Below are 20,669 nucleotides of genomic sequence, written 5' to 3'. Positions count from 1 at the left end.
CTCAGCGCACCTCGCGCAGATTGTCGCGGTCGAAGCGCAGCCGCACCGGCGCGCCGGCCGGCAGCAGATCGGCCGCGTGGCGGTTGAGCCGGTCCACCTGCAGCGTCGCGCCGCCGGCGTCCACCTGGTAGCGGATGATGTTGCCCAGCAGTTGGTGCTGGCGGATTACCGCCGGCAGCGCCTGATCGTCGGCGGCGTCATCATTGCCCAGCAGTTCTATCGATTCCGGACGCACCGCCAGGTGGCCGCGGATTTCCAGCCCCAGCAGCGCGTGGCTTTGCTCGGCGGTCAGCAGATTGTAGTTGCCCATGAAGCGGGCGACGAATTCGGTGGCCGGCTGGGTGTAGATGGTCTCCGCCGCGCCCTCCTGCTCCACCTTGCCCTGGTTCATCACGAAGATGCGGTCCGACATCGTCAGCGCCTCTTCCTGGTCGTGGGTGACGAAGACGGTGGTCAGACCCAGGCGGCGCTGGATGTCGCGGATCTGCTCGCGCAGGTTCTTGCGGATGCGGGCATCCAGCGCCGACAGCGGCTCGTCCAGCAGCAGCACGCGCGGCTCCACCACCAGCGCTCGGGCCAGGGCCACGCGCTGGCGCTGGCCGCCGGACAGCTGGTGCGGCAGGTGGCGTTCGCGGCCGTTCAGCTCCACCAGCGCGATCACTTCTCCCACCTTGCGGCGGATTTCGTCGGCGGAGCGCTTCTGCATCTTCAGGCCGAAGGCGATGTTGTCGGCCACGTTCATGTTGGGAAACAGCGCGTAGCTCTGGAACACCATGCCGATGCCGCGCTTCTGCGGCGACTGGCGGGTGATGTCGTCGCCGGCCAGGCGGATGGCGCCGCCGCTGGGCGTCTCGAAGCCGGCGATCATGCGCAGCACCGTGGTCTTGCCGCAGCCGGACGGGCCGAGGAAGGTGACGAACTCGCCGGCCTCCACCTGCATGTTGAAATCGTGGACCACGGCCTGCTGGCCGAAGCGCTTGTTCAGATGGTCGATTTGCAGAAATGCCATGATGCTTTCCGTTTCCAATTCAATGTTCGTCTGCGCCGAAGGCGGCGCGGTTGCGGCTGACCACCTGCATCAGCCCCATCGCCGCCCAGGTGACCAGGAAGGCGATGATGGCCAGCGCGGCCGGCTCGTAGGCGCGGTTGGCGCCGATCAGCTGCAGATAGGGGCCGAAGGCCGGGCGGGCCAGCAGGCTGGCCAGCGTGAACTCGCCGATGACGATGGCGAAGGTCAGGAAGGCGCCGGACAGGATGGCGGTTTTCAGGTTGGGGAAGATCACCAGTCTGAGGATGTCGAACCAGCCGCTGCCCAGGCTCTGCGCCGCCTCGGTCAGCGAGCGGACGTCTATCGCCGACAGGCCGGTGTCCACCGAGCGGTACAGGTAGGGCAGGGCCAGCGTCACGTAGCCGAACACCAGCAGCGCGTCGGTGCCGCGCTCGCTGCCGGTGAACGGCAGCCAGCCGCCGCTGCCGTAGAGGCGCAGGTAGCCGAATACCAGCACGATGGCGGGAATCACCAGCGGCAGCAGGGTGATGAATTCGATCAGCGGCCGCAATTGCGGCAGCTTGAGCTGCACCCAGAAGGCGGTGGGCACCACCAGCAGGATGCCGACGGCGATGGTCAGCAGCGCCAGCAGCGCGGAGTAGCCGAAGCTCGCCTGGAAGCCTGGGTCGGTCAGCACCGTTTTATAGGCTTCGAAGCTGTAGCCTTCGCGCTTCATCTTCAGGCTGAATTCGAAGGTGGCGATCAAGGGCAGCAGGAAGTAGCCGCTGCCGAGCAGAATGGCGAGCCAGGCGCCCAGGCGCGAGGTGGCGGTGGGTTTCATGCGGCCTCCCTTTGGCTGCGCTTGCGCAGCCAGATGTAGCCGGCGTTGGCGCTGCCGGTGATCAGGACCATGCCCAGCGCCAGCGCGTAGCCCAGGTTCTGGTCGTGCAGCACGTCGCCGTGGATCTGCGCGTACAACAGGATGGTGACGATGTTCAGCGAGCTGCCGGTCAGCGCGTAAGCGGTGGCCACCGCGCCGAAGGCGTTGGCGAACAAGAGCAGCGCGGCGCCGACCAGGCTGGGCCACAGCACCGGCAGCGCGATGTGCCGCCAGTAGGCGAAGCCCGAGCCGCCGAGGCTCTCGCAGGCCTCGCGCCATTCGTCCTTCAGCCCTTCCACGGCGGGGGCGATGATCAGCACCATCAGCGGCACCTGGAAGTACAGATAGGTCAGCGTCAGGCCGGCGAAGCTGAGGATGGAGAAGCCGCTGGCGTACAGGTCAAAGTCCAGATACTTGCGCAGCAGCATGGTCACCAGCCCCATCCGGCCCAGCGTGGAGAGGAAGGCGAAGGCGAGCGGAATGCCGGCGAAGTTGGACGCGACGCCGGAGAAGGTGGTCAGCGTCGGGCGGATCCAGGCGGGCAGGCCGCCGCGTATCGCCGCCAGCGCCAGCAACAGGCCCAGCGCGGTGCCCAGGATGGCCGAGGCGGCGCTGATCTCCAGGCTGATCTTGTAGGCGCTGAGGATGTTGTCGTCGAACAGGCGGACGATGTTGTTCAGCGTGAAGTGGCCCTGCGCGTCCTGGAAGGCGCCCACCATCAGCATGCCGGTGGGCAGGATCAGGAACAGCAGCGCGAACAGCAGGAAGGGCGCGACGCCCACCCACGACAGCAGCGAGGCGCGGGCGGCGCTTGGGGGAATGGCTGTGCGGGAGGAGGGCGTCGGCATGGATTCTGAGGATGCGGACATCGGTGTTTCTCTAGGTGAACGGGCCGCCAGAGGCGGCCCGGAGGTAAGGCTAGACGCAGCGTGTTACTTCACGTTGCTGCCAACCACGCTGTCCCACTGCTTGGTGATGCCGGCCTTGTAGGCTTCTTGCTGCTCGATGGTCGGAAACACCGCTTTCTTGTAGGCGGCGGCGTCCGGCAGCTTGCTGATCAGCTCGGACGGGATCTTCTTCCGGGCGGTCAGGTCGTTGAAGCGGATCGGGTGGCAGTAGCCCTTCAGCCAGGCCACCTGGCCTTCGTCGGAGAACAGGTATTCCATCCATAGCTTGGCGGCGTTGGGATGCGGCGCGTAGGCGCTGATGGCCTGGGCGTAGACGCCGGCCACCACGCCGCTCTTTGGCACGATCACGTCCACTTTCGGGTTGCCCTTCAGCGTGTCGCGGTCGGCCAGCGCGTTGTAGTCCCAGCGCACGATGATGGGGGTGGTGCCCTGGGCCAGCGAGGCGGCCTTGCCGATCACCGGCACGAAGTTGCCGTTCTTGTTCAGCTGCGAGAAGAATTTCAGGCCGGCGTCGGCGGATTTGCCCACGTCGCCCTTGGCCTGGGCCAGGCCGGCGGCGAACACGCCCTGAATGGCCTGGTTGGCGGCGCGCGGGTCGCCGGCCAGCGCCACGGCGTTTTTGTATTCCGGCTTCAAGAGGTCGGACCAGTCGGCCGGGGCCTTGCTGATCAGGTCGCGGTTGACCTGAAAGGTCAGCACGCCGTAGTAGTCGCCGTACCAGTAGCCGTCCTTGTCCTTGACGTTGTCCGGAATGCTCTTCCAGGTGGACACCTTGTACGGCTGCAGCAGGCCGGCGGCCTTGGCTTGCGGGCCGAAGGACAGGCCGACGTCGATCACGTCCGGCGCCTGCGGTCCCTTGTTGTTCTTGTTGGCCTTGATGGCCTCCAGCTCGTCGGCGGAGCCGGCGTCGGGATTCAGCTCGTTGACCTTGATGCCGTACTTGGCCTTGAAGCCGGCGATCACATTGCCGTAGCCGCACCAGTCGTGCGGCAGGGCGATGGTGTTCAGCTCGCCTTCCTTCTTGGCGGCCTGGACCAGCGCGGCGAGATTGTCGGCGATGGCGGCGTTGGCGATCAGACCCAAGGCGCCGGCGACGGCGATGTAACCCAGTTTGTGCTTCATCATTGCTCCCCTTCTGCGGCCGGTGGCCTATCTATCGAAAAACTGATGCGATGGTATGAGGGATTGATGACAAAACGACGTCATTAATATGACAAAACGGTTTCATCCGCCGATGTCCGCCGGCGCGGGCGGAAAAAAACCGCCAGGCCATCAGGCCGTGGCGGCTCAGTGAGAGGAACTTGATCAGGCGTGCAGCGCGAAATCCATCTGTTTTTCGGTGCGGTTGGGGAAGCGGCCGGCCAGGAAGGGCGTGACGTCCAGCGGCAGCGGCTCGCCGCGCACCAGCCCGTTCAGCATCACCCCGGTGATGGCCGAGGTGAGGATGCCGGTGCGGAAGTGGCCGCAGGCGTTCAGATAGCCTTCGACGCCGTCTTCCGGCCCCAGGATGGGCAGCTCGTCCGGGGTGCCGGGACGCAGGCCGGCCCAGCAGCGCTTGATGTTGACGTTGGCGAGCTCCGGCACGCAGCGGATCGCGCCCTGCACCAGACCGTTGATTTCCGGGTAGGTGATGGCGGTGTCGTAGCCCTTGTCCTCGGTGGTGCTGCCGATCAGGATTTCGCCGTTGTCCTTTTGCGCGATGTAGCAGTCGCTGGTGGTGATGCAGCCGCGCAAGAGCTTGGGCATTTTCTCGGACAGCACGATCTGGCCCTTGACCGGCTTGACCGGGATGGTGCGGCCGGTGGCCCAGCGCGACAGCTCGGCGGCCCAGGAGCCGCCGGCATTGATCAGCGTGTGGCAAGAGAAATCGCCGGCCTCGGCGGTGCAGACGCCGGTGACGCGGCTGCCCTGGCGGGTGACGCCGGTGACGTTGACGTTGAAGAACACGTCGACGCCGTTCTGGCGCGCCGCCTCGGTATAGGCGTCGGTCAGGCGGAACGGGCTGACCTGGTGGTCGCACAGGAATTCCAGCGCGCCTTGCGCCTGGCCGCTGACATAGGGCTCGTCCGCGCGCAGCTGGGCCTGGTCCAGCCAGCGCACTTCGCTGGCCAGATGCGGAATCTGGGCGGCGATGTGCTCGGCGTACAGCTGGTCTTCCTCATCGTAAATGATGTACTTGAGCCCGGTGCGCTCGAACTTGAAGTCCATGCCGTGGTTTTCCATCAGCTCCTGGTGCAGCGTCGGGTACAGGGCGTTGGAGGCCAGCGCGAAGTCGAAGAAGCTCTGCGGCAGGATGTGCGGCGTGGTGGCGTCCACGGCCACCGCGGCGCCGGCGGCGTCGCGCTTGCGTTTGGCCGAGGTCATGCGGAAGAAGATCACGCCGCAGCCCAGGCCCACCGACTCGCCGATCGCCCACAGGCCGCCGGCCGACGCGCGCGACGCGTTGCCGGGGCGCTTGCTGTCGACCAGCGCGATCTTCAGGTCGCGGTTCTTGGACAGCTGGTAGGCGCAGGAGGCGCCGATCACGCCGCCGCCGGCGATCACGATGTCGTATTGCTTGCTCATGTCAAATCTCTTCAGTCTGTTGGGCATCGATTGCGGAGAAGGCCGAGAACGGCAGCGGGTCCAGCGGGAAGCGCGGGCGTATCCAGCCCACGTCGCGCTTGCCAGTGTGCTCGCGCAGGCGGTCGCTGCAATAGCCGACGCACATCTTGCCCTGGCAGTCGCCCATGCTGACGCGGGTGCGCATCTTCAGGCTGATCAGGTCGTTGACGCCCTGCTCCAGCGCGGTGTCGATGTCTTGGCGGGTGGCGTGCTCGCAGCGGCAGATCACGGTGTCGCGCGCCGGCAACGCAAGCTGGCCGCGGCCGCGGCGGGTGAAGCTGTCTATGCCCTTGCGGAAACGCAGGATGGAAGCGAGTTCGTCCAGGCATGCCTGGCGCCGGCTCAGCACCTGCGCTTCGTCCAGCTTGCCCAGCTGCAGCAGCATGGACAGCGCGGCGATGCGGCCGGTGACGATGGCGGCGTCGCCGCCGCGCAGGCCGCCGATGTCGCCGGCCAAGTGAACGTTGCTGCGGCTGCTGCGCTGCCAGTCGTCGTTGACCGGCTTCAGGTAGCCGTCGTCGGCGTAGCGGTGCTCCAGACCCATCTGCTGGGTCAGCTGGGTGCGCGGGATGAAGCCGTAGCCGACGGCCAGCGTCTGCACTTGCAGGCGGCGGCTGCGCGTCAGGTCGGCGTGCCATTCGGCGTCGTACGGCGCGACGGTCACCTCGCCCAGTTCGGCGTCGCCGTGGGCTTCCACCACGCCCCAGCCGTAGTGCAGCGGGACGCCGTGGCGCTTCAGGTAGGCCACCATGCTCAGGCCGTCCAGGAACAGCTGCGGCTGGTTGAGCAGGGCGATCGCCTCCTTGGCCAGCCGGCCGAAGGCGCTGGCCTCGTAGACGCCGGCCACTTCCACGCCGGCGCGGTGCAGTTGGCAGGCGACCAGCGGCAGCAGCGGGCCGGTGCCCACCAGCACGGTGCGGCCCAGCGGCTTGACCACGCCGCTCTTGATCTGCAGCTGCAGGCCGCCCAGCATGATCACGCCGGGCAGAGTCCAGCCGGGGAAGGGCACGCTGCGCTCATGGCAGCCGGCGGCCAGCAGCAGCTGGGAGTAGGGGATGGCTTCGACCTGCTCGTCCGGCGTCAGCGCGAACAGTTCGCCGTCGCCGCCGCCGACGATGCGGGTGTCCAGCCGGATGTCGACGCGGCTGCGGTATTGCTCGAACTCGCGGTGCAGCGCCTGCATGTTCTCGCGATAGCGTTCGCCCAGGTAGTCCAGCACCACGCCCTGGCGCAGCGGGCCGCGGTAGACCACGCCGCCGACGCGGGAGGCTTCATCCAGCAGCACGCTGTCCACGCCGTGTCGGGCCAGTTCCATGGCGGCCGACATGCCGGCCGGGCCGCCGCCGACGATCACCGGTTTCGCGCTCATCTCAGGCCCTCCGTGTTCAGGCGGTTATGGGCCGTTTCCACTTTCATTCCGGGGCTGACCACGGTCTGGCAGGCGCGGCGCTTGTGGCGCCCGTCTATCTTGACCAGGCAGCAATGGCACACGCCCATCCCGCAATAGGAGCCGGCGATCTGCTGGTTGTCGTTGCGGCTGAGCTGGCGCAGGCCGACGGCGCTGAGCACGCTCAGCACGGTTTCGCCGCTGGCCGCTACGACCGGTTGATCGTTGATGTGTATCGTCAGGGTCTGGCCCTGCAATGCCTGGATATCGTGACTGCGGTGTAAGGACATGGTGCACCTTGCTGGTTTTGGCTAGCTGGCGGTTTCTTACCGTGAAGCCGGGTTCCGCCATCGCTCCGGTTCATGATCGCGATACAGGTTTTGTTCGCTTGTCGGCTAAATTATTTTCAAATCTGATGCAAATGGACTTGCTATGCGCAAGCAAAGTTCGTTTTAGCATTATGAAACTGCCATTTGTTTAACTCATGTCAATTTTTGAATTTAAACTCTATAAAAATGACAAACAGACAGTCTGTCTGTTACTTTTTTGCCGACTGTGTATATGCAGATTCGAACGCGCTTCATGTTCGTTAACCAAGGGGGGAAATTCGGACATCGGCGGGAAAAACGGCTATGCCTCCTGGCCTGGGCGGCTACAAACGCTTACACGCCGAAACCTGAATGCTGCTGAATTCATTGCCGGGAGCGGTCAAGCTGTAATCGGTTTTGCAAGGAACTGAATACAGCAGGCCGGACGGCTGAGCCGATCCGGCCCGAAATCCAGGAGACGAATGGTGAAAACGATGATTGCCGGCCTCGTCCGGTTGATGCCGCTGGCGGCGGCGTGCGGACTCAGCGCCTGCGTGGTGGCGCCGCCTCGAACGGTGTACCGGCCGGTGACGGTGCAGGTGGAGGCGCCGCGCAACTGGCGGCCCGCCGAACATCCCTACTATCTGCATGCGATGAGCGATCTGCGCCAGGCGCGCGCTTATCTGGCGCGGCCGGACTATCCGCAGATCGCCGACGACGAGCGCCGCGCGGTGGCCGAGATCGACGCGGCGCTGGGCGAGATGCAGCATGCCGCCATCGAGGACGGCAAGGATCCCTGGCGCTACGAGCAGCCCGATGGCCATATGAGCCCGACCGACCGCTTCCACCGCGCGCTGGAGCTGTTGGACGCCGCGCGCCGCGACGCCGGCCACCAGGAAGACGACCCCTGGGTGTGCGATCTGCAGCGGCGGATCCTGCATCACGTCGACGCCGCGCACCACGCGGTGCAGCAAGCCATCAACGACGCTCTGCGCTGAGCGCCGGACCGATTTCGATCATACGAGGAGACAATCATGAAACTGCGTGGAATTCTGGCCATTGTGGCGCTCGCCGCCGCCGGCAACGCGATGTTGAGCGCCCCGGCGCTGGCCGATGGCTGGCATGAAGGCGACGCGTGGACCTGGCAGCAGCATCAATGGCATCCCGAGGAGCACCCCTACTACCTGCACGCGATGAGCGATCTGCGGCAGGCGCGCGATCTGCTGGCCCGCCCGGACTATCCGCGGGTGATGGACGACGAGCGCCACGCCGTCGATGAAATCAACAAGGCGATGCGCAAGATGCGCGACGCCGCCATCGACGACGGCAAGGACATCTACGACCGCGCTGAGCCGGACGCGCGCTGGCGGCCGGAAGACCGCTTCCATCAGGCCAAGACGCTGCTGGACAAGGCCCGGCAGGACGCCTCCCACCGCGAGGACGATCCCTATCTGCGCTCGCTGCAGCGCGACATCGTCCATCACATCGACGAAGCCCGCCGCGCGATCGACGTGGCGGTGTCGGACGCGCTGCGCTGAGCCCGCCTGTCCCGCCGGCGTGTGACGCCGGGTGAGGCTTGCGCTACCATCGTCCGCAGATCAAGTGCGATGGAGTATGCAATGAGCCGAATCCTGGTGCTCTACACCGGTGGTACCATAGGCATGGACCACACACCCGAAGGCCTGGCCCCCGTGCCGGGCCTGCTGCCGCGCCTGCTGCAGCGTTTCGCCCGCCCGGGCCTGGAGTTCGACATCGTCGAATTCGAACAACTGATCGATTCTTCCGCGCTGACGCCGCGCCAGTGGAACCAGATACTGGACGCGCTGGTTTCCCGCTACCACGACAACGACGGCTTCGTCGTCATCCACGGCACCGATACCATGGCCTACACCGCCGGCGTGCTGGCGTTCGCGTTGCGCGGACTGGCCAAGCCGGTGGTGCTGACCGGCGCCCAGCTGCCGCTGGTGCATCCGCGCTCCGATGGCTGGAGCAATCTGGCCGATGCGCTGGAGGCGGCCTGCCAGCCCGACCTCAATGAAGTGGCTGTCGCCTTCGACCGCCTGCTGCTGCGCGGCAGCCGCGTCCGCAAGATGGACGTCGAGCGTTTCGCCGGCTTCAACAGCCCCAACGCTGAGCCGCTGGCCGAGTTCGCCATCCACGCGCACTGGCGCAAGGAGCGCTGGCTGAAGCCGGACGGCGAGTGGCGGCCGCTGCGGATAGACGAAGGCCTGAAGCTGGCCGCGCTGATGCTGACGCCAGGCTACGGCAGCGCGCTGGCGGGGCAGACGCTGCGCGACGGCGGGTTGGACGGCGCCGTCCTGCTGGCTTACGGCAGCGGCAACGCGCCGGCCGATCCCATTCTGCTGCAGGGCATCGCGGCGATGGCGGCGCGGGGCGCGCCGGTGCTGACGCTGACCCAGGCGCCCAGCGGCGCGGTGGAGGTGGGCGCGTACGCCGCCAGCCAGCCGCTGGCCCGCGCCGGCGCGCTGCCGGGCGCGGATCTGACGCCGGAGGCCGCGCTGGCCAAGCTGCAGGCGCTGCTGTCGGCGGGGATGTCCGGCGAAGAGCTGCGCAAGCAACTGGTCCGCCCGCTGCGCGGCGAAATGACGGTTTGAGTTTCCCCGTTGAAATCAAAGGCTGCCTAAAAAACAGGCAGCCTTTTTTCATGCTTTGCGCTCAGGGACTTGCGTGGCTTGTCCACAACGCTTCCACATGGCTTTGCACCGCGAGTGTGGGAAACCGGCGCGATGATCCGGCTTTGCGGCCGGTGGGAATGGACGGCATTTTTGCTTAAAAAATAATCAGCCAGGCGTGAGTCTTGGAAAATCAGCCGCTTGTGCGGCTTGTCCACATCCTGCGCACAGCTTTGTGTACCGGCGCGGTGGATGACGCCAGGCCGCCGGCGCGCAAAGCTGCCTAAAAAACAGGCGATGCCGGTTTTCCCTTCCCATACAGCGGCTTGCCGTGCCTATCCACAACCGGTCCACACGGCTCTGCACCGGCGATGGGGAAAAAATGTTGAAATGATTAAAAAATAATCAACACTGGGAAAGGCCAAGGCATTCAATGCTTTGCGGTTCTTGTCCACAGCCGGCTCACAGGGCTGTCCCCGGTGCTTGTGAAAATCCGGGAAACCATGGTCCATCGGGGTATAATGTCCGGCTTGGCCTGAACAATGGCCGGCGAAGGCCGGGAAGACGGATGATGGGGCAGCAAAGGGCCGCAGGGCCTATCCGGGTGGCGATCGTCGGGCCGGAATCCAGCGGCAAGAGCACGCTGGCCCGGGATTGGTCGCACCGATTGCGAGAGCTGGGCATGAGCGCCGCGTGGGTGGAGGAGTATTCCCGGGCCTATTATGCGGACAGGCCCTATGTGTCCAGCATCGCCGACATCGAGGCGATCGCCGCCGGCCAACTGGCGGCGGAAAGGCGCGCGGAGGAGGCGGGAGCAGACATCCTGCTGTGCGACACCACGGCGCTGACTTGCAAGATCTGGGCCGAAGTGGCGCATGGGCAGGCGTCCGACGCGCTGCTGGCCTTGTATCGGCCGCGCGATTACGCGCTGACCGTGCTCGCTTGTCCCGACATTCCCTGGGAGCCTGACCCGCTGCGCAGCCATCCTGGCCAGCGCGACTGGCTGCTGGATCTGCATCGGCAGGAACTGGCGCGGCAGGGCATCGCGGCGGTGGAATTGGCCGGCGCGCATGAGGCGCGGCTGGCGCGGGCGATGGCGGCACTTTTGCCGTTGCTGCCTGCCTAAAAAATGATCAGCCTGGAAATGGATAAGCGAATCAGCGGTTTGCCGCGCTTGTCCACAGCGGCTCCACAATATTGTTCGCCGGCGGCGTGGATAGTCCGGCGAAGCTGCCTAAAAAATGGGCGGCGAAGAAAACATCAGACAGATTAAGGGCTTGGCGGCCTTGTCCACAGGCCGCTCACAAGCCTGTCCAGAACGAGTGTGCAAAACATGAAGGAAACTTACCAACTCTCCGGCGAGTACATCGCGCTGTGCGATCTGCTGAAAGCCTGCAACGTCTGCCATTCCGGCGGCGCGGCCAAGCATTTCATCGCCGAGGGCAATGTGTCGGTGGACGGGCAGGTCGAGCTGCGCAAGACCTGCAAGATCCGCGCCGGCCAGCAGGTCAGCGGCGATGGCTTCCTGATCGCGGTCGAGGCGGCCTGACATGGAAGACCCCGCCGACATCATGCCGGAGCCGCCGTTCGAGGTGGGCGACGACATGTGCTGCGGCAGCGGCTGCGAACCGTGCATCCTGGATATCCACCAGCAGGAGCTGCGCGCCTACCGCGCGCGGCTGGCAGCCTGGGAGAAGCGCCAGGCGGAGCGGCGGGCCGGGGGAGGCGACGATGGCCAATATTGACCTGCATTTCCATTCCAGAACTTCGGACGGCGCGTTGACGCCGACCGAGGTGATAGACCGCGCCGCTGCGCGCGCGCCGTCCTTGCTGGCGCTGACCGACCACGATTGCACCGGAGGCCTGGCAGAGGCCGCCGCCGCCGCCGCGCGGCACGGCATCCCCTTCCTCAATGGCGTCGAAATCTCGGCGACCTGGGGCCGGCACACGGTGCACATCGTCGGCCTGGGCATAGATCCGGACGAGCCCGCGCTGGCCGTTGGCTTGAAATCGATACGGGATGGCCGGCTGGAGCGGGCGCGGCAGATGGGGGCTTCGCTCGAGGCGGCCGGCATCGCCGGCTGCTTCGAGGGCGCGATGCGCTGGTGCGACAATCCGGAAATGATCAGCCGCACCCACTTCGCCCGCCATCTGGTGGACAGCGGCGCGGTCAAGGACATGCGCGCCGTGTTCCGCAAATACCTGACGCCGGGCAAGCCGGGCTACGTCGCGCACGAATGGGCCAGCCTGGCGGACGCCGTCGGCTGGATCGTCGGCGCCGGCGGCATGGCGGCGATCGCCCATCCCGGCCGCTACGATATGGGCAAGACGCTGATCGAGCGGTTGATCCTGGACTTCCAGGCCGCGGGCGGCCAGGGCATCGAGGTGGCTTGCGGCAGCCACAGCCTGGACGACATGCACAAGTTCGCGCTGCACGCGGACCGCCACGGGCTTTACGCCAGCAGCGGCAGCGATTTCCACGCGCCGGGCGAGGGCGGGCGCGACGTCGGCCATACCGAGGACTTGCCGCCCATCTGCAAGCCGATCTGGCGCGAGCTGGACGCGCGCGTCTTGAGGCCGGCGGGCTGACATAACAAGGACAAGAACATGGCGCAATTCTTCGTGATCCATCCCGACAATCCCCAGGCCAGGCTGATCCGCGAGGCGGTGAAGATCCTGCGCGAGGGCGGGGTGATCGCTTATCCCACCGATTCCTGTTACGCGCTGGGCTGCGCGCTCGGCGACAAGGAGGCGATGGAGCGGATTCTGGACATCCGCGGCGTGGACCTGAAGCAACGGATGATGACGCTGGTGTGCCACGATCTGTCCGAGCTGGCCAACTACGCCAAGGTGGACAACCGCCAGTACCGGCTGCTGAAGAGCGCCACGCCGGGCAGCTACACCTTCATCCTGCAGGGCACGCGGGAGGTGCCGCGCCGCACGCTGCACCCGAAGCGGGCCACCATCGGCCTGCGCGTGCCCGATCACAAGGTGGCGCTGGCCTTGTTGGAAGAGCTGGGCGGACCCATCTTGTCCTGTACCTTGATGCTGCCGGGCGACGACGCGCCGATTTCCGATCCTTATGAAATCCGCGAGCGGCTGGAGCACCAGGTGGACGCTGTCGTCGACGGCGGCTGGTGCGGCACCGAGCCGACCACCGTGATCGACATGACCGACGGCGTGGAACTGGTTCGCGAGGGCAAGGGCGCGCTCGCGCCGTTCGGTTTTTGATTCATTTTTTGTCTGTTAGGAAATCATGCAGGAACTCTCTTTGATCCAGACGCTGGCGGTGTCGATATTGCCGGTGCTGTTCGCCATCACCATGCCCGCCGGCGCCCAGGCCTTCATGGCCGACCGTCTGGGCGACCGCACCGCCTACATGACCGGGCGGCGCACCTTCAGTCCCTTCGCCCACATCGATCCCATCGGCTCCGTCGTGCTGCCGATGATAGGCGTGGCGATGGGCGGCTTCATCATCGGCTGGCCCAAGTCGCTGCAGCTGAATCCGGGCGCGATGCGCAAGCCGCGCACCGCCCTGGCCAAGGTGGCGGTGGTCACCCCGCTGGCCAATCTGGCCATGGCGCTGTTGTGGGCCGGCGCGATCGCCGCCTCCGCCTACGCGCCGGACTATTTCCGCGCGCCGTTGCAATGGATGGGGCTGATCGGCATCAAGGTCAATGTGGCGCTGATGATCTTCACGCTGATTCCGCTGCCGCCGCTGCCGGGCGGCGTCATTCTGCAGTCGCTGCTGCCGTCGCGCGCGGCCTGGCAGTTTTCCAAGGTGGAGCCTTACAGCTTCTGGATCCTGCTGCTGCTGATGTTCAGCGGCGTGCTGGGCGGCCTGCTGATGCCGCTGCTCAAACTGGTCAACATGCTGATTCTGAGCTTGGTTCTGTAGCGGCGCGATTGCGGCCGGATTTGCCAAATCCGCGCGGGGCTGTCATGTTCATAGCGTGGCAGAGCGCGGAGAACGGACATGTTCGACCCCAATCAGCTGGTGCAGCAAGTCACGATTTATGCGTTGCCGGTATTGCTGGCCATTACCTTGCACGAAGCGGCGCATGCTTACGCCGCGCGCCGCTTCGGCGACGACACCGCCTATCTGCAGGGGCGGATGACGCTGAATCCTTTCAAGCACATCGACCCGATAGGCACGGTGCTGCTGCCGCTGTTGACCATCTGGCTGGGCAGCTTCGTGTTCGGCTGGGCCAAACCGGTGCCGGTCAACTTCAACGCCTTGCGCAAGCCGCGCCAGAACATGCGCTGGGTGGCGGCGGCCGGGCCGCTGGCCAATCTGGCGATGATGCTGGCCTGGGTAGCCTTGCTGAAACTGGCGCTGGGCATGGACGGCGCCTATCGCGATCCGCTGATGCTGATGAGCAAGGCAGGCATCAGCATCAACATCTCGCTGATGCTGCTCAATCTGCTGCCCATCCTGCCGCTGGACGGCGGCCGCATCGTCTACAGCCTGCTGCCTCCCGGCATCGCCTGGCGCTACGCGCAGACCGAGGGCTGGGGCATGTGGCTGCTGCTGATTCTGGTGGCCAGCGGCCTGTTGGGCGTCATCCTGCAGCCGCTGTATGTCTTGATGTATCATCTGCTGCAATTGTTTTTCTAGAACCCTGAGCGGGCCTGGCCGCCGGATGGAGCCGGCGGCTTTTCATTTCCCGCGCAACCGAGAGCATAACAATATGTCCGCCAACCGCATTCTCTCCGGCATGCGCCCCACCGGCAGCTTGCACCTTGGCCACTACCACGGCGTGATCAAGAACTGGGTGGAGCTGCAGCACAGCCACGAATGCTTCTTCATGGTGGCCGACTGGCACGCGCTGACCACCAACTTCGACGATGTGTCCATCATCGGCAAGTCCATCAACGAGATGGTGATCGACTGGCTGGCCTCCGGCGTCGATCCGGAAAAGTCCACCGTTTTCGTCCAGTCCAAGGTGCCGCAGCACGCGGAGCTGCATCTGGCGCTGTCGATGGTGACACCGCTGGGCTGGCTGGAGCGGGTGCCGACCTACAAGGACCAGATGGAGAAGCTGAGCCACAAGGATCTGACCACCTACGGCTTCCTCGGCTACCCGTTGCTGCAGGCGGCCGACATCCTGGTATACAAGGCCGGGCTGGTGCCGGTGGGCGAGGACCAGGTGCCGCACATCGAGCTGACGCGCGAAGTGGCGCGCCGCTTCAATCACATGTTCGGCCGCGAACCCAACTTCGAAGAGCTGGCGAAGGCCGCGGCGAAGAAAATCGGCAAGACCGGCAAGCTGTTCGAGCAGCTGCGCAACCGTTATCTGCAGGACGGCGAAGTGGAAGCGCTGATGCAGGCGCGCGATATCCTGGCGGCCAGCCAGAACCTGGGCGCCGCCGATCGCGAGCGGCTGCACGGCTGGCTGGAGAACAAGGGCAAGACCATCCTGCCGGAGTGCGAGGCCAAGCTGACCGCCGCGTCCAAGATGCCGGGCCTGGACGGACAGAAAATGTCCAAGTCCTATGGCAACACCATCACCATGCGCGAAGCGCCGGAGACGGTGAGCAAGAAGATCCGCGGCATGCCGACCGATCCGGCCCGTGTGCGCCGCACCGATCCGGGCACGCCGTCCAAGTGCCCGGTGTGGCAGCTGCACGAGGTGTACAGCGACGGCGAGACCAAAGAGTGGGTCAAGGCCGGCTGTGCCACCGCCGGCATCGGCTGTCTTGACTGCAAGCAGCCGGTGATCGACGCCGTGGTGCGCGAGCAGCAGCCGATGTTCGAGCGCGCGGAAAAATACCTGAGCAATCCGAAGCTGGTGTCCGAAATCCTCGCCGACGGCAATGCCCGCGCCGAGAAGGTGGCGCGCGAGACGATGAACGACGTGCGCGCCGCGCTCGGCCTGGGCTACTGACGCCGCGCCTCCCCTGGGACAATCGGATGGAATGAAAAGCCGGGCCGCATGATCGCGGCCCGGCTTTTTCGCCGTTTCGGCGTTTCAGCTCTGCTGCAGCAGTTCCGACACTTCTTTCACCACCAGCACCACGTCGCGCGCACCGGTGCGGATCTCCTGGATCGCGCTGCGCGCCTGGTCGGCCAACTGCAGGCTGTTGCCGGCCAGCTCCTGCATCTGCCGCATCGCGTCGATGGCCGAGCGGGAATCGTCCTGGATGCTCTTGACGATGCCGGATATCTCGCCGGTGGACTGGCTGGTGCGTTCGGCCAGTTTCCGCACCTCGTCGGCCACCACCGCGAAGCCGCGGCCCATCTCGCCGGCGCGCGCCGCCTCGATCGCCGCGTTCAGCGCCAGCAGATTGGTCTGGTCGGCGATGTCGCTGATGGTGTTGACGATGCTGCCGATCTGGTCGGAGCTGTCGCCCAGCTTGGACAGGATGCCGGACGAGGTTTCCACGCTGCCGGCGACGCGGTTGATCTCGGTGGTGGCTTGCTCCAGCACCGAGCTGCCCTGTATCGACAGCTGCTCGGTGTTTTCCGACGCATGCACCGCGGACTGGGCGTTTTCCGCCTGCTGCCGCAGCTTCGTCATCTGCTCGCTGATGTCGCTGGCGAACTTCACCACCCGCACCGGCCGGCCGTTCGGGGCCAGCACCGGGTTGTAGGTGGCCTGCAGCCAGATCACGTCGCCGTTGCGGTTCACCCGGCGGAACTGCCCTTCCAGAAAGCGCCCTTGCCTCAGTTGCTGCCACAGCTGGCCGTACTCAGGGCTTTGCGCGTAACTGGCCTCGCACAGCATGCGGTGCTGCTTGCCGAGCACTTCGGCGCGCTGGTAGCCGAATACTTTCAGGAAATTGTCATTGGCATCCAGGATGTTGCCGTCCAGATCGAACTCGATCCGCGCCATGGAGTGGTCTATCGCCTGGCGCAGCGCCTTGCTGTCCTGCTCCGCCTGAACCTGGGAGGTGATGTCGGTGGCCACCTTGATCACTCCGGTCACCTTGCCGGCCTCGTCGACGATGGGCGAGTAATTGGCCTCCAGCCATATTTCGCCGCCGTCCTTGCGCAATCTGAGAAAGTGGTCGGATTGGAATTCCCCGCGGCCTAGTTTCTGCCAGAACTCCCGGTAGTCCGCGCTGTTCGCAAAGCTGGGCGGGCAAAACATGCGGTGGTTGCGGCCGACGATCTCGTCGGCGCGGTAGCCCATTGCGTTCAAAAAGTTGTCGTTGGCCTGAACAATGTCTCCATTGGCGGAAAACTCGATCACCGCCATTGAGCGCTCGATGGCGGCCAGCCTGCTGTGGACTTGCGCCAGACTGTGCTGGGTGGTTTCAAGCTGTCGGGTAAGAGATCGGGTGAAAAAGACCATTCCTGCATTCCTTCAATCAAAACTAGGGCGAGTAGCGTGTTCAAGCCGTCCTTGGGCGGGCGGTCTTATGGGTACTGTCTAGTGCAGATTAATACAGAATAGGTAGATTTACTGATCTTTGATACCGCGGCAATAAAAACGGCGCCCGCTTGGCGAGCGCCGTCATGCCGGTGGTTGGAGGTTCAGTCCAGCTTGTAGCGCACGCCCAGGGTGAAGGCGCGGCCGCCGGGATCGTACTGGGTGGCGTCGTAATAGTGGCTGGCGTTGGAGTCCCAGGGCGGCCGGCGATTGGTCAGGTTCTGCACGGCGGCGGTCAGCGTGGTGCGCTTGATGCCGGCGTAGCTGGCGCTCAGGTTGAGGGTGTCCAGGCCATTGACCTGCTGTTGCGTGGTATCGCTGCCGGTCTGGGTGTAGCCGTCGGTATGGAACCAGGTGAGGGTGGACGACCAGTTGCCGGCATCCCAGCTGGCGGAGGTTTGGCCCTTCCAGCGCGGCAGCGCGCCCAGCAGATTGCTGCCCGCGCCTTCCTGCATGTCGCCGCCCTGCTGCAGCGGCTGGCGGAACGACAGCAGCCGGCTCCATTGCGCGGCCAGGGTCAGCTTGCCGCCGGGCAGTTTCCAGCCCTGCCGCAGCTCGATGTCGAAGCCCGAGGTCTCGCGGTCGCCCAGATTGGTGAATTGCTGGGTGATGGTTTGCAGCCGGCCTTGGGCGTCGCGGACGATGGCGCCGGGGTTGGCGCCGGGGTTGCGGATGATGTTGCCCACGTCTTCCAGGCCGATCACGTCGCGTTGCCGGATGCGGTAGTAATCCAGACTGACGCTGGTATCGGCGCTGGGCGCGAGCACCAGGCCCAGGTTGGCGTTGGTGGATCGTTCCGGCTTGATGTTCGGATTCGCCGTGATCAGGTGGGTGAAGGCGACGTTCTGGCCGGGCGTCAGCGGATCGTACGGGTCTTGCGCCGCGCTGTAGCTGACGGCGGTGCTGCTGGTGATTTCCGGCAGGGACGGCGCGCGGAAGCCGCGCGACACCGAGCCGCGCAGAGTCAGGCTTTCCAGCGGCTGGTAGCGCAGGCCCAGCTTGGGCGAGAAGGCGTTGCCGAAATCGCTGTAGTGGTCGGCGCGGGCGGCGGCGCTGAGGCTGAGGGTCTTGTGCAACGGCACGTTGAATTCGCCGTAGGCTGCCTGGATGGTGCGGCCGCCGCGGATCAGGTCCAGCGCCGGGCGCAGCTCGGCACCGCTGGCCACTTCCGCCGAGGTGCCGGCGTTCATCATCTCGCGCCGCAGCTGGTAGCCGGCGGCGAAGCCCACCGGGCCGGCCGGCAACTGCGCCAGCTCGGTGCTGGCGGTGGCGTCCAGGCTGGCGACGCGGTACCAGGCGGGACGCATGGTGCTGATGCGCAGGCTGTCGCGCGCCGCCTCGCTGTTGCGCGAGGGGTCGATGAAGTTGTAGCCGCCGTTGGCGAGCAGCCGCTCGTAGGCGTAGCGGTTGACGAAGTTATACGCGTATTCGCGCAGCCGGCTGTCGGAGTACAGGCCGGACACATCCCAGTCCCAGGCGTCGCCGCTGCCCTTGACGCCCAGCAGCAGGCGGCGGAACGACACGCTGTCGGTCTTGTTGCGCTGGCCCAGATCGAACAGGTTGGCGGTGATCGGCGTCGGCGAGGCGTTGGGATTGGAGGGGTTGCCGGCCGGCAGCACGTTGCTGATCGACGTCAGCGATTGCGAGGCCGCGTCCCAGGCGCGCAGGCTGCCGGAGACGGACAGCGGCGGCCCGAAGATCTGGGTGCTGTGATTGGCGCCGTAGAGGAATTCGGCGTAAGCCTCGATGGCGGCGTTCAAGCGGTAGCTGCCGTGCAGCGCGGCGTGATAGCGCTCTATGCCCGGTATCAGCGTGGTGTACTGCGCCGGGTTGTAGGCCCAGATGCGGCCGCTCTTGCCGGGGTTTACCGCGCTGTAGTCCAGGTCCTGCAGCGGTCCGGTCGCCGTGGGGAAGCGCTGGGTCGGGTTGCCGTTGTAGTAGTTGGTCGGCGTACGCACCAGCTTGCCGCCAGGCAGGCCGCGGAAGTCGTTGTCCTTCAGCCAGTCCACCCCGTTTTGGTCCAGCCGGTCGCGCTTCTGGGCGTCGAAGGAGAACCAGACGTTGTAGCCGTCCTTGTCCGGGTCGCCCTTGCCGGCCAGCAGATTGAAACGGCGTTCATCCTGGCCGGTGCTGGTGTCGCGGCCGATGTCGGCGCCCAGCTCCAGCCCCTGGTAGGACGGGTACAGGATGATGTTGACCACGCCGGCGATGGCGTCCGAGCCGTAGATGGCCGACGCGCCGTCTTTCAGGATCTCGATGCGCTTCACCGCTTTCAGCGGCAGCGAGTTCAGGTCGACGAAGGTTTCCTGCAGGTCCTGGGCGGTGGCGTAGTTGGACACGCGCTTGCCGTTGACCAGCACCAGAGTGTTGCGCTGCCCCAGGCCGCGCAGCGAAACGCCGGCGGTGCCGGCCGAGAAGCTGCCGGTGTACTGCTCGTTGAAGCTGTTGCCGCTGTTGACGGCCAGCGAGCGCAATACGTCGGGCAGGCTGGTCTTGCCGCTGCGCTCGATGTCGGCGGCGCTGACGACTTGCACAGGATTGGTCTTGGCTTTGGAGCTGGCGCGCAGGTTGGAGCCGGTGACGGTGACGCGCTCCAGCGAATTGTCGCCGGCATCGGCGGCGTGGGCGGAAAAAGGCAAAGCGGCGCCCAGCCCGGCCAGCAGCAGGGTGTGTTTGATCATCACGAAACTTTCTTTGTTATGGGAGGAAGCGGTGAGCCTGTCCGGAAGGGATTAGCCGGACAGGCTGCGACAGCGGATGGGCTGCGCGGAAGGGGAGTGCTTGATGCTTTGCATGGTGGATACAAAATACATAATTATCTGATATGCAGAATGTATCGATGCGAAACGGATATGTGAAATGAAAGTTTCCGCTTAGTTAATTCCCTTGGCGGGATATTGCGCGCGGACCCCGCGGCCCCCGAACGACTGGCGGTTTGAAGCTTGCGGGTGGCTTGAGGCCTGGCCGACGCGGCGGAGTGGGATGAGCGGCGGTTTGCCGCCAGCCAGGGCGGGGATGCGAAAATCGGGGGCGGATAGCTTAATGGCCTGGCCGCATCGCCTCGACTTGTTGGCGCAGCGCTTCGCGGCAGCTTTGGAGCGCCTGCGGCGTTTGCGCCGCCTGCACGCAGCGCTGGGCGGATTGCAGCACCTGGATGTGCTGAGACAACATCTGCAGCTGCTTGGCTTTCATCTCGCCGAAGCGGGCCGGATCGCGGCCGTGCGGCGCGGAGGCGGCGGGGGCGGCCAGCGCCAGCGACGGCAGCAGGGCGAGGATGGCGGTCAGCGCTTTCTTCATGGCGTTCTCCTTGAGGCGGGATGCCTGATCGAGATATACACCACCGCCATCCGCGGCGCTCAGTCCAGCGGCTCGATCTCGCCGCCGGGGCCGACGCGGCCGCGGATCACCTTGCCGCTGGAAAGATTGCGCACGCGTATCGTTTCGCCCTGATGGCCATTGTCCAGCGCCTCGCCGGCGGCATTGACCTCGACGCCGTCCTGGCGGGCGACGATGCGGGCTTCGGCGCCGCGCTTGACCAGCAGCGGCGCCTGCAGCTGGCGGCGGCGCCGAACAGATCGGCCGGGT

Annotated in this window: 21 protein-coding genes and 2 pseudogenes; 11 read left to right on the top strand and 12 right to left on the bottom strand. The window is 65.6% G+C overall.

What is annotated here, in order from left to right; genetic code table 11:
* Position 1: 1 nt before the first annotated feature.
* The 7 genes from VL52_RS19330 to VL52_RS19300 form a co-directional block, all read right to left on the bottom strand.
* Positions 2-1,009, bottom strand: a complete 1,008-nt coding sequence (locus VL52_RS19330) for an ABC transporter ATP-binding protein (protein WP_046158575.1) — start codon at positions 1,007-1,009, stop codon at positions 2-4.
* A gap of 19 nt (positions 1,010-1,028) precedes the next feature.
* Positions 1,029-1,829 carry an ABC transporter permease gene (locus tag VL52_RS19325; RefSeq protein ID WP_046158569.1) on the bottom strand — a complete coding sequence of 267 codons (801 nt, stop codon included), beginning with the start codon at positions 1,827-1,829 and terminating at the stop codon, positions 1,029-1,031.
* Entirely contained in the window at positions 1,826-2,737 is a 912-nt protein-coding gene (locus tag VL52_RS19320; protein ID WP_046158568.1) for an ABC transporter permease, read from the bottom strand. Before VL52_RS19320 ends, VL52_RS19325 begins: the two co-directional genes overlap by 4 nt.
* Positions 2,738-2,800: 63 nt before the next feature.
* On the bottom strand, positions 2,801-3,901 hold the full coding sequence (locus tag VL52_RS19315; RefSeq protein WP_021477296.1) for an ABC transporter substrate-binding protein: 1,101 nt from the start codon (positions 3,899-3,901) through the stop codon (positions 2,801-2,803).
* A 180-nt stretch (positions 3,902-4,081) separates the two neighbouring features.
* Positions 4,082-5,341 carry a cyanide-forming glycine dehydrogenase subunit HcnC gene (gene hcnC / locus VL52_RS19310; RefSeq protein ID WP_046158567.1) on the bottom strand — a complete coding sequence of 420 codons (1,260 nt, stop codon included), beginning with the start codon at positions 5,339-5,341 and terminating at the stop codon, positions 4,082-4,084.
* Position 5,342: 1 nt separating this feature from the next.
* On the bottom strand, positions 5,343-6,749 hold the full coding sequence (locus VL52_RS19305) for an FAD/NAD(P)-dependent oxidoreductase (protein WP_046158566.1): 1,407 nt from the start codon (positions 6,747-6,749) through the stop codon (positions 5,343-5,345).
* Positions 6,746-7,057 carry a (2Fe-2S)-binding protein gene (locus tag VL52_RS19300; RefSeq protein WP_031296427.1) on the bottom strand — a complete coding sequence of 104 codons (312 nt, stop codon included), beginning with the start codon at positions 7,055-7,057 and terminating at the stop codon, positions 6,746-6,748. The genes VL52_RS19305 and VL52_RS19300 overlap by 4 nt, the downstream gene beginning before the upstream one ends.
* Positions 7,058-7,560: 503 nt before the next feature.
* On the opposite strand from VL52_RS19300, the gene VL52_RS19295 reads away from it, so the two are divergent.
* The 11 genes from VL52_RS19295 (at position 7,561) to VL52_RS19245 (ending at position 15,596) form a co-directional block, all read left to right on the top strand.
* Positions 7,561-8,073 carry a hypothetical protein gene (locus VL52_RS19295; protein ID WP_144410329.1) on the top strand — a complete coding sequence of 171 codons (513 nt, stop codon included), beginning with the start codon at positions 7,561-7,563 and terminating at the stop codon, positions 8,071-8,073.
* Positions 8,074-8,109: 36 nt separating this feature from the next.
* A complete protein-coding gene (locus tag VL52_RS19290; protein WP_052717685.1) occupies positions 8,110-8,613 on the top strand; it encodes a hypothetical protein in 504 nt (167 codons plus the stop codon).
* A gap of 81 nt (positions 8,614-8,694) precedes the next feature.
* Entirely contained in the window at positions 8,695-9,690 is a 996-nt protein-coding gene (locus tag VL52_RS19285; protein ID WP_046158565.1) for an asparaginase, read from the top strand.
* Positions 9,691-10,276: 586 nt separating this feature from the next.
* On the top strand, positions 10,277-10,834 hold the full coding sequence (locus tag VL52_RS19280) for an AAA family ATPase (protein ID WP_046158564.1): 558 nt from the start codon (positions 10,277-10,279) through the stop codon (positions 10,832-10,834).
* Positions 10,835-11,041: 207 nt separating this feature from the next.
* Positions 11,042-11,257, top strand: coding sequence for an RNA-binding S4 domain-containing protein (locus VL52_RS19275; protein WP_021477288.1), 216 nt, complete (start codon positions 11,042-11,044; stop codon positions 11,255-11,257).
* Between the two features lies 1 nt (position 11,258).
* A complete protein-coding gene (locus tag VL52_RS19270) occupies positions 11,259-11,453 on the top strand; it encodes an oxidoreductase-like domain-containing protein (RefSeq protein ID WP_046158563.1) in 195 nt (64 codons plus the stop codon).
* Positions 11,440-12,297, top strand: coding sequence for a 3',5'-nucleoside bisphosphate phosphatase (locus tag VL52_RS19265; protein WP_046158562.1), 858 nt, complete (start codon positions 11,440-11,442; stop codon positions 12,295-12,297). The genes VL52_RS19270 and VL52_RS19265 overlap by 14 nt, the downstream gene beginning before the upstream one ends.
* Before the next feature lie 18 nt (positions 12,298-12,315).
* Positions 12,316-12,939: an L-threonylcarbamoyladenylate synthase gene (locus VL52_RS19260; protein WP_046158561.1), complete on the top strand. Its 624-nt coding sequence runs from the start codon at positions 12,316-12,318 to the stop codon at positions 12,937-12,939.
* A 25-nt stretch (positions 12,940-12,964) separates the two neighbouring features.
* Positions 12,965-13,606 (top strand): site-2 protease family protein, encoded by a 642-nt coding sequence (locus VL52_RS19255; protein WP_046158560.1) that lies wholly within the window; start codon positions 12,965-12,967, stop codon positions 13,604-13,606.
* 78 nt (positions 13,607-13,684) lie between these two features.
* Positions 13,685-14,326: a site-2 protease family protein gene (locus VL52_RS19250; protein ID WP_046158559.1), complete on the top strand. Its 642-nt coding sequence runs from the start codon at positions 13,685-13,687 to the stop codon at positions 14,324-14,326.
* A gap of 73 nt (positions 14,327-14,399) precedes the next feature.
* Positions 14,400-15,596 carry a tryptophan--tRNA ligase gene (locus tag VL52_RS19245; protein ID WP_046158558.1) on the top strand — a complete coding sequence of 399 codons (1,197 nt, stop codon included), beginning with the start codon at positions 14,400-14,402 and terminating at the stop codon, positions 15,594-15,596.
* A gap of 84 nt (positions 15,597-15,680) precedes the next feature.
* On the opposite strand, the pseudogene VL52_RS25745 reads toward VL52_RS19245, so the two are convergent.
* The 5 genes and pseudogenes from VL52_RS25745 to flgA all read right to left on the bottom strand — a co-directional run.
* A pseudogene (locus VL52_RS25745) lies at positions 15,681-16,022 on the bottom strand (methyl-accepting chemotaxis protein); the annotation flags it as partial.
* A 219-nt stretch (positions 16,023-16,241) separates the two neighbouring features.
* Positions 16,242-17,006, bottom strand: a pseudogene (locus VL52_RS25740) (PAS domain-containing protein); the annotation flags it as partial.
* Between the two features lie 182 nt (positions 17,007-17,188).
* Positions 17,189-19,765, bottom strand: coding sequence for a TonB-dependent receptor plug domain-containing protein (locus VL52_RS19235; RefSeq protein ID WP_046158556.1), 2,577 nt, complete (start codon positions 19,763-19,765; stop codon positions 17,189-17,191).
* 358 nt (positions 19,766-20,123) lie between these two features.
* On the bottom strand, positions 20,124-20,381 hold the full coding sequence (locus tag VL52_RS19230; RefSeq protein ID WP_046158555.1) for a hypothetical protein: 258 nt from the start codon (positions 20,379-20,381) through the stop codon (positions 20,124-20,126).
* A 59-nt stretch (positions 20,382-20,440) separates the two neighbouring features.
* Positions 20,441-20,669: flagellar basal body P-ring formation chaperone FlgA (gene flgA, locus VL52_RS19225; protein ID WP_046158554.1), on the bottom strand; the 229-nt coding region annotated here is incomplete at its 5' end.

Source organism: Chromobacterium vaccinii, from assembly GCF_000971335.1.
GTDB lineage: Bacteria > Pseudomonadota > Gammaproteobacteria > Burkholderiales > Chromobacteriaceae > Chromobacterium > Chromobacterium vaccinii.
The sequence above is the reverse complement of the archived record's forward strand: the minus strand, read 5'-3'. Positions and strand labels throughout refer to the sequence as shown.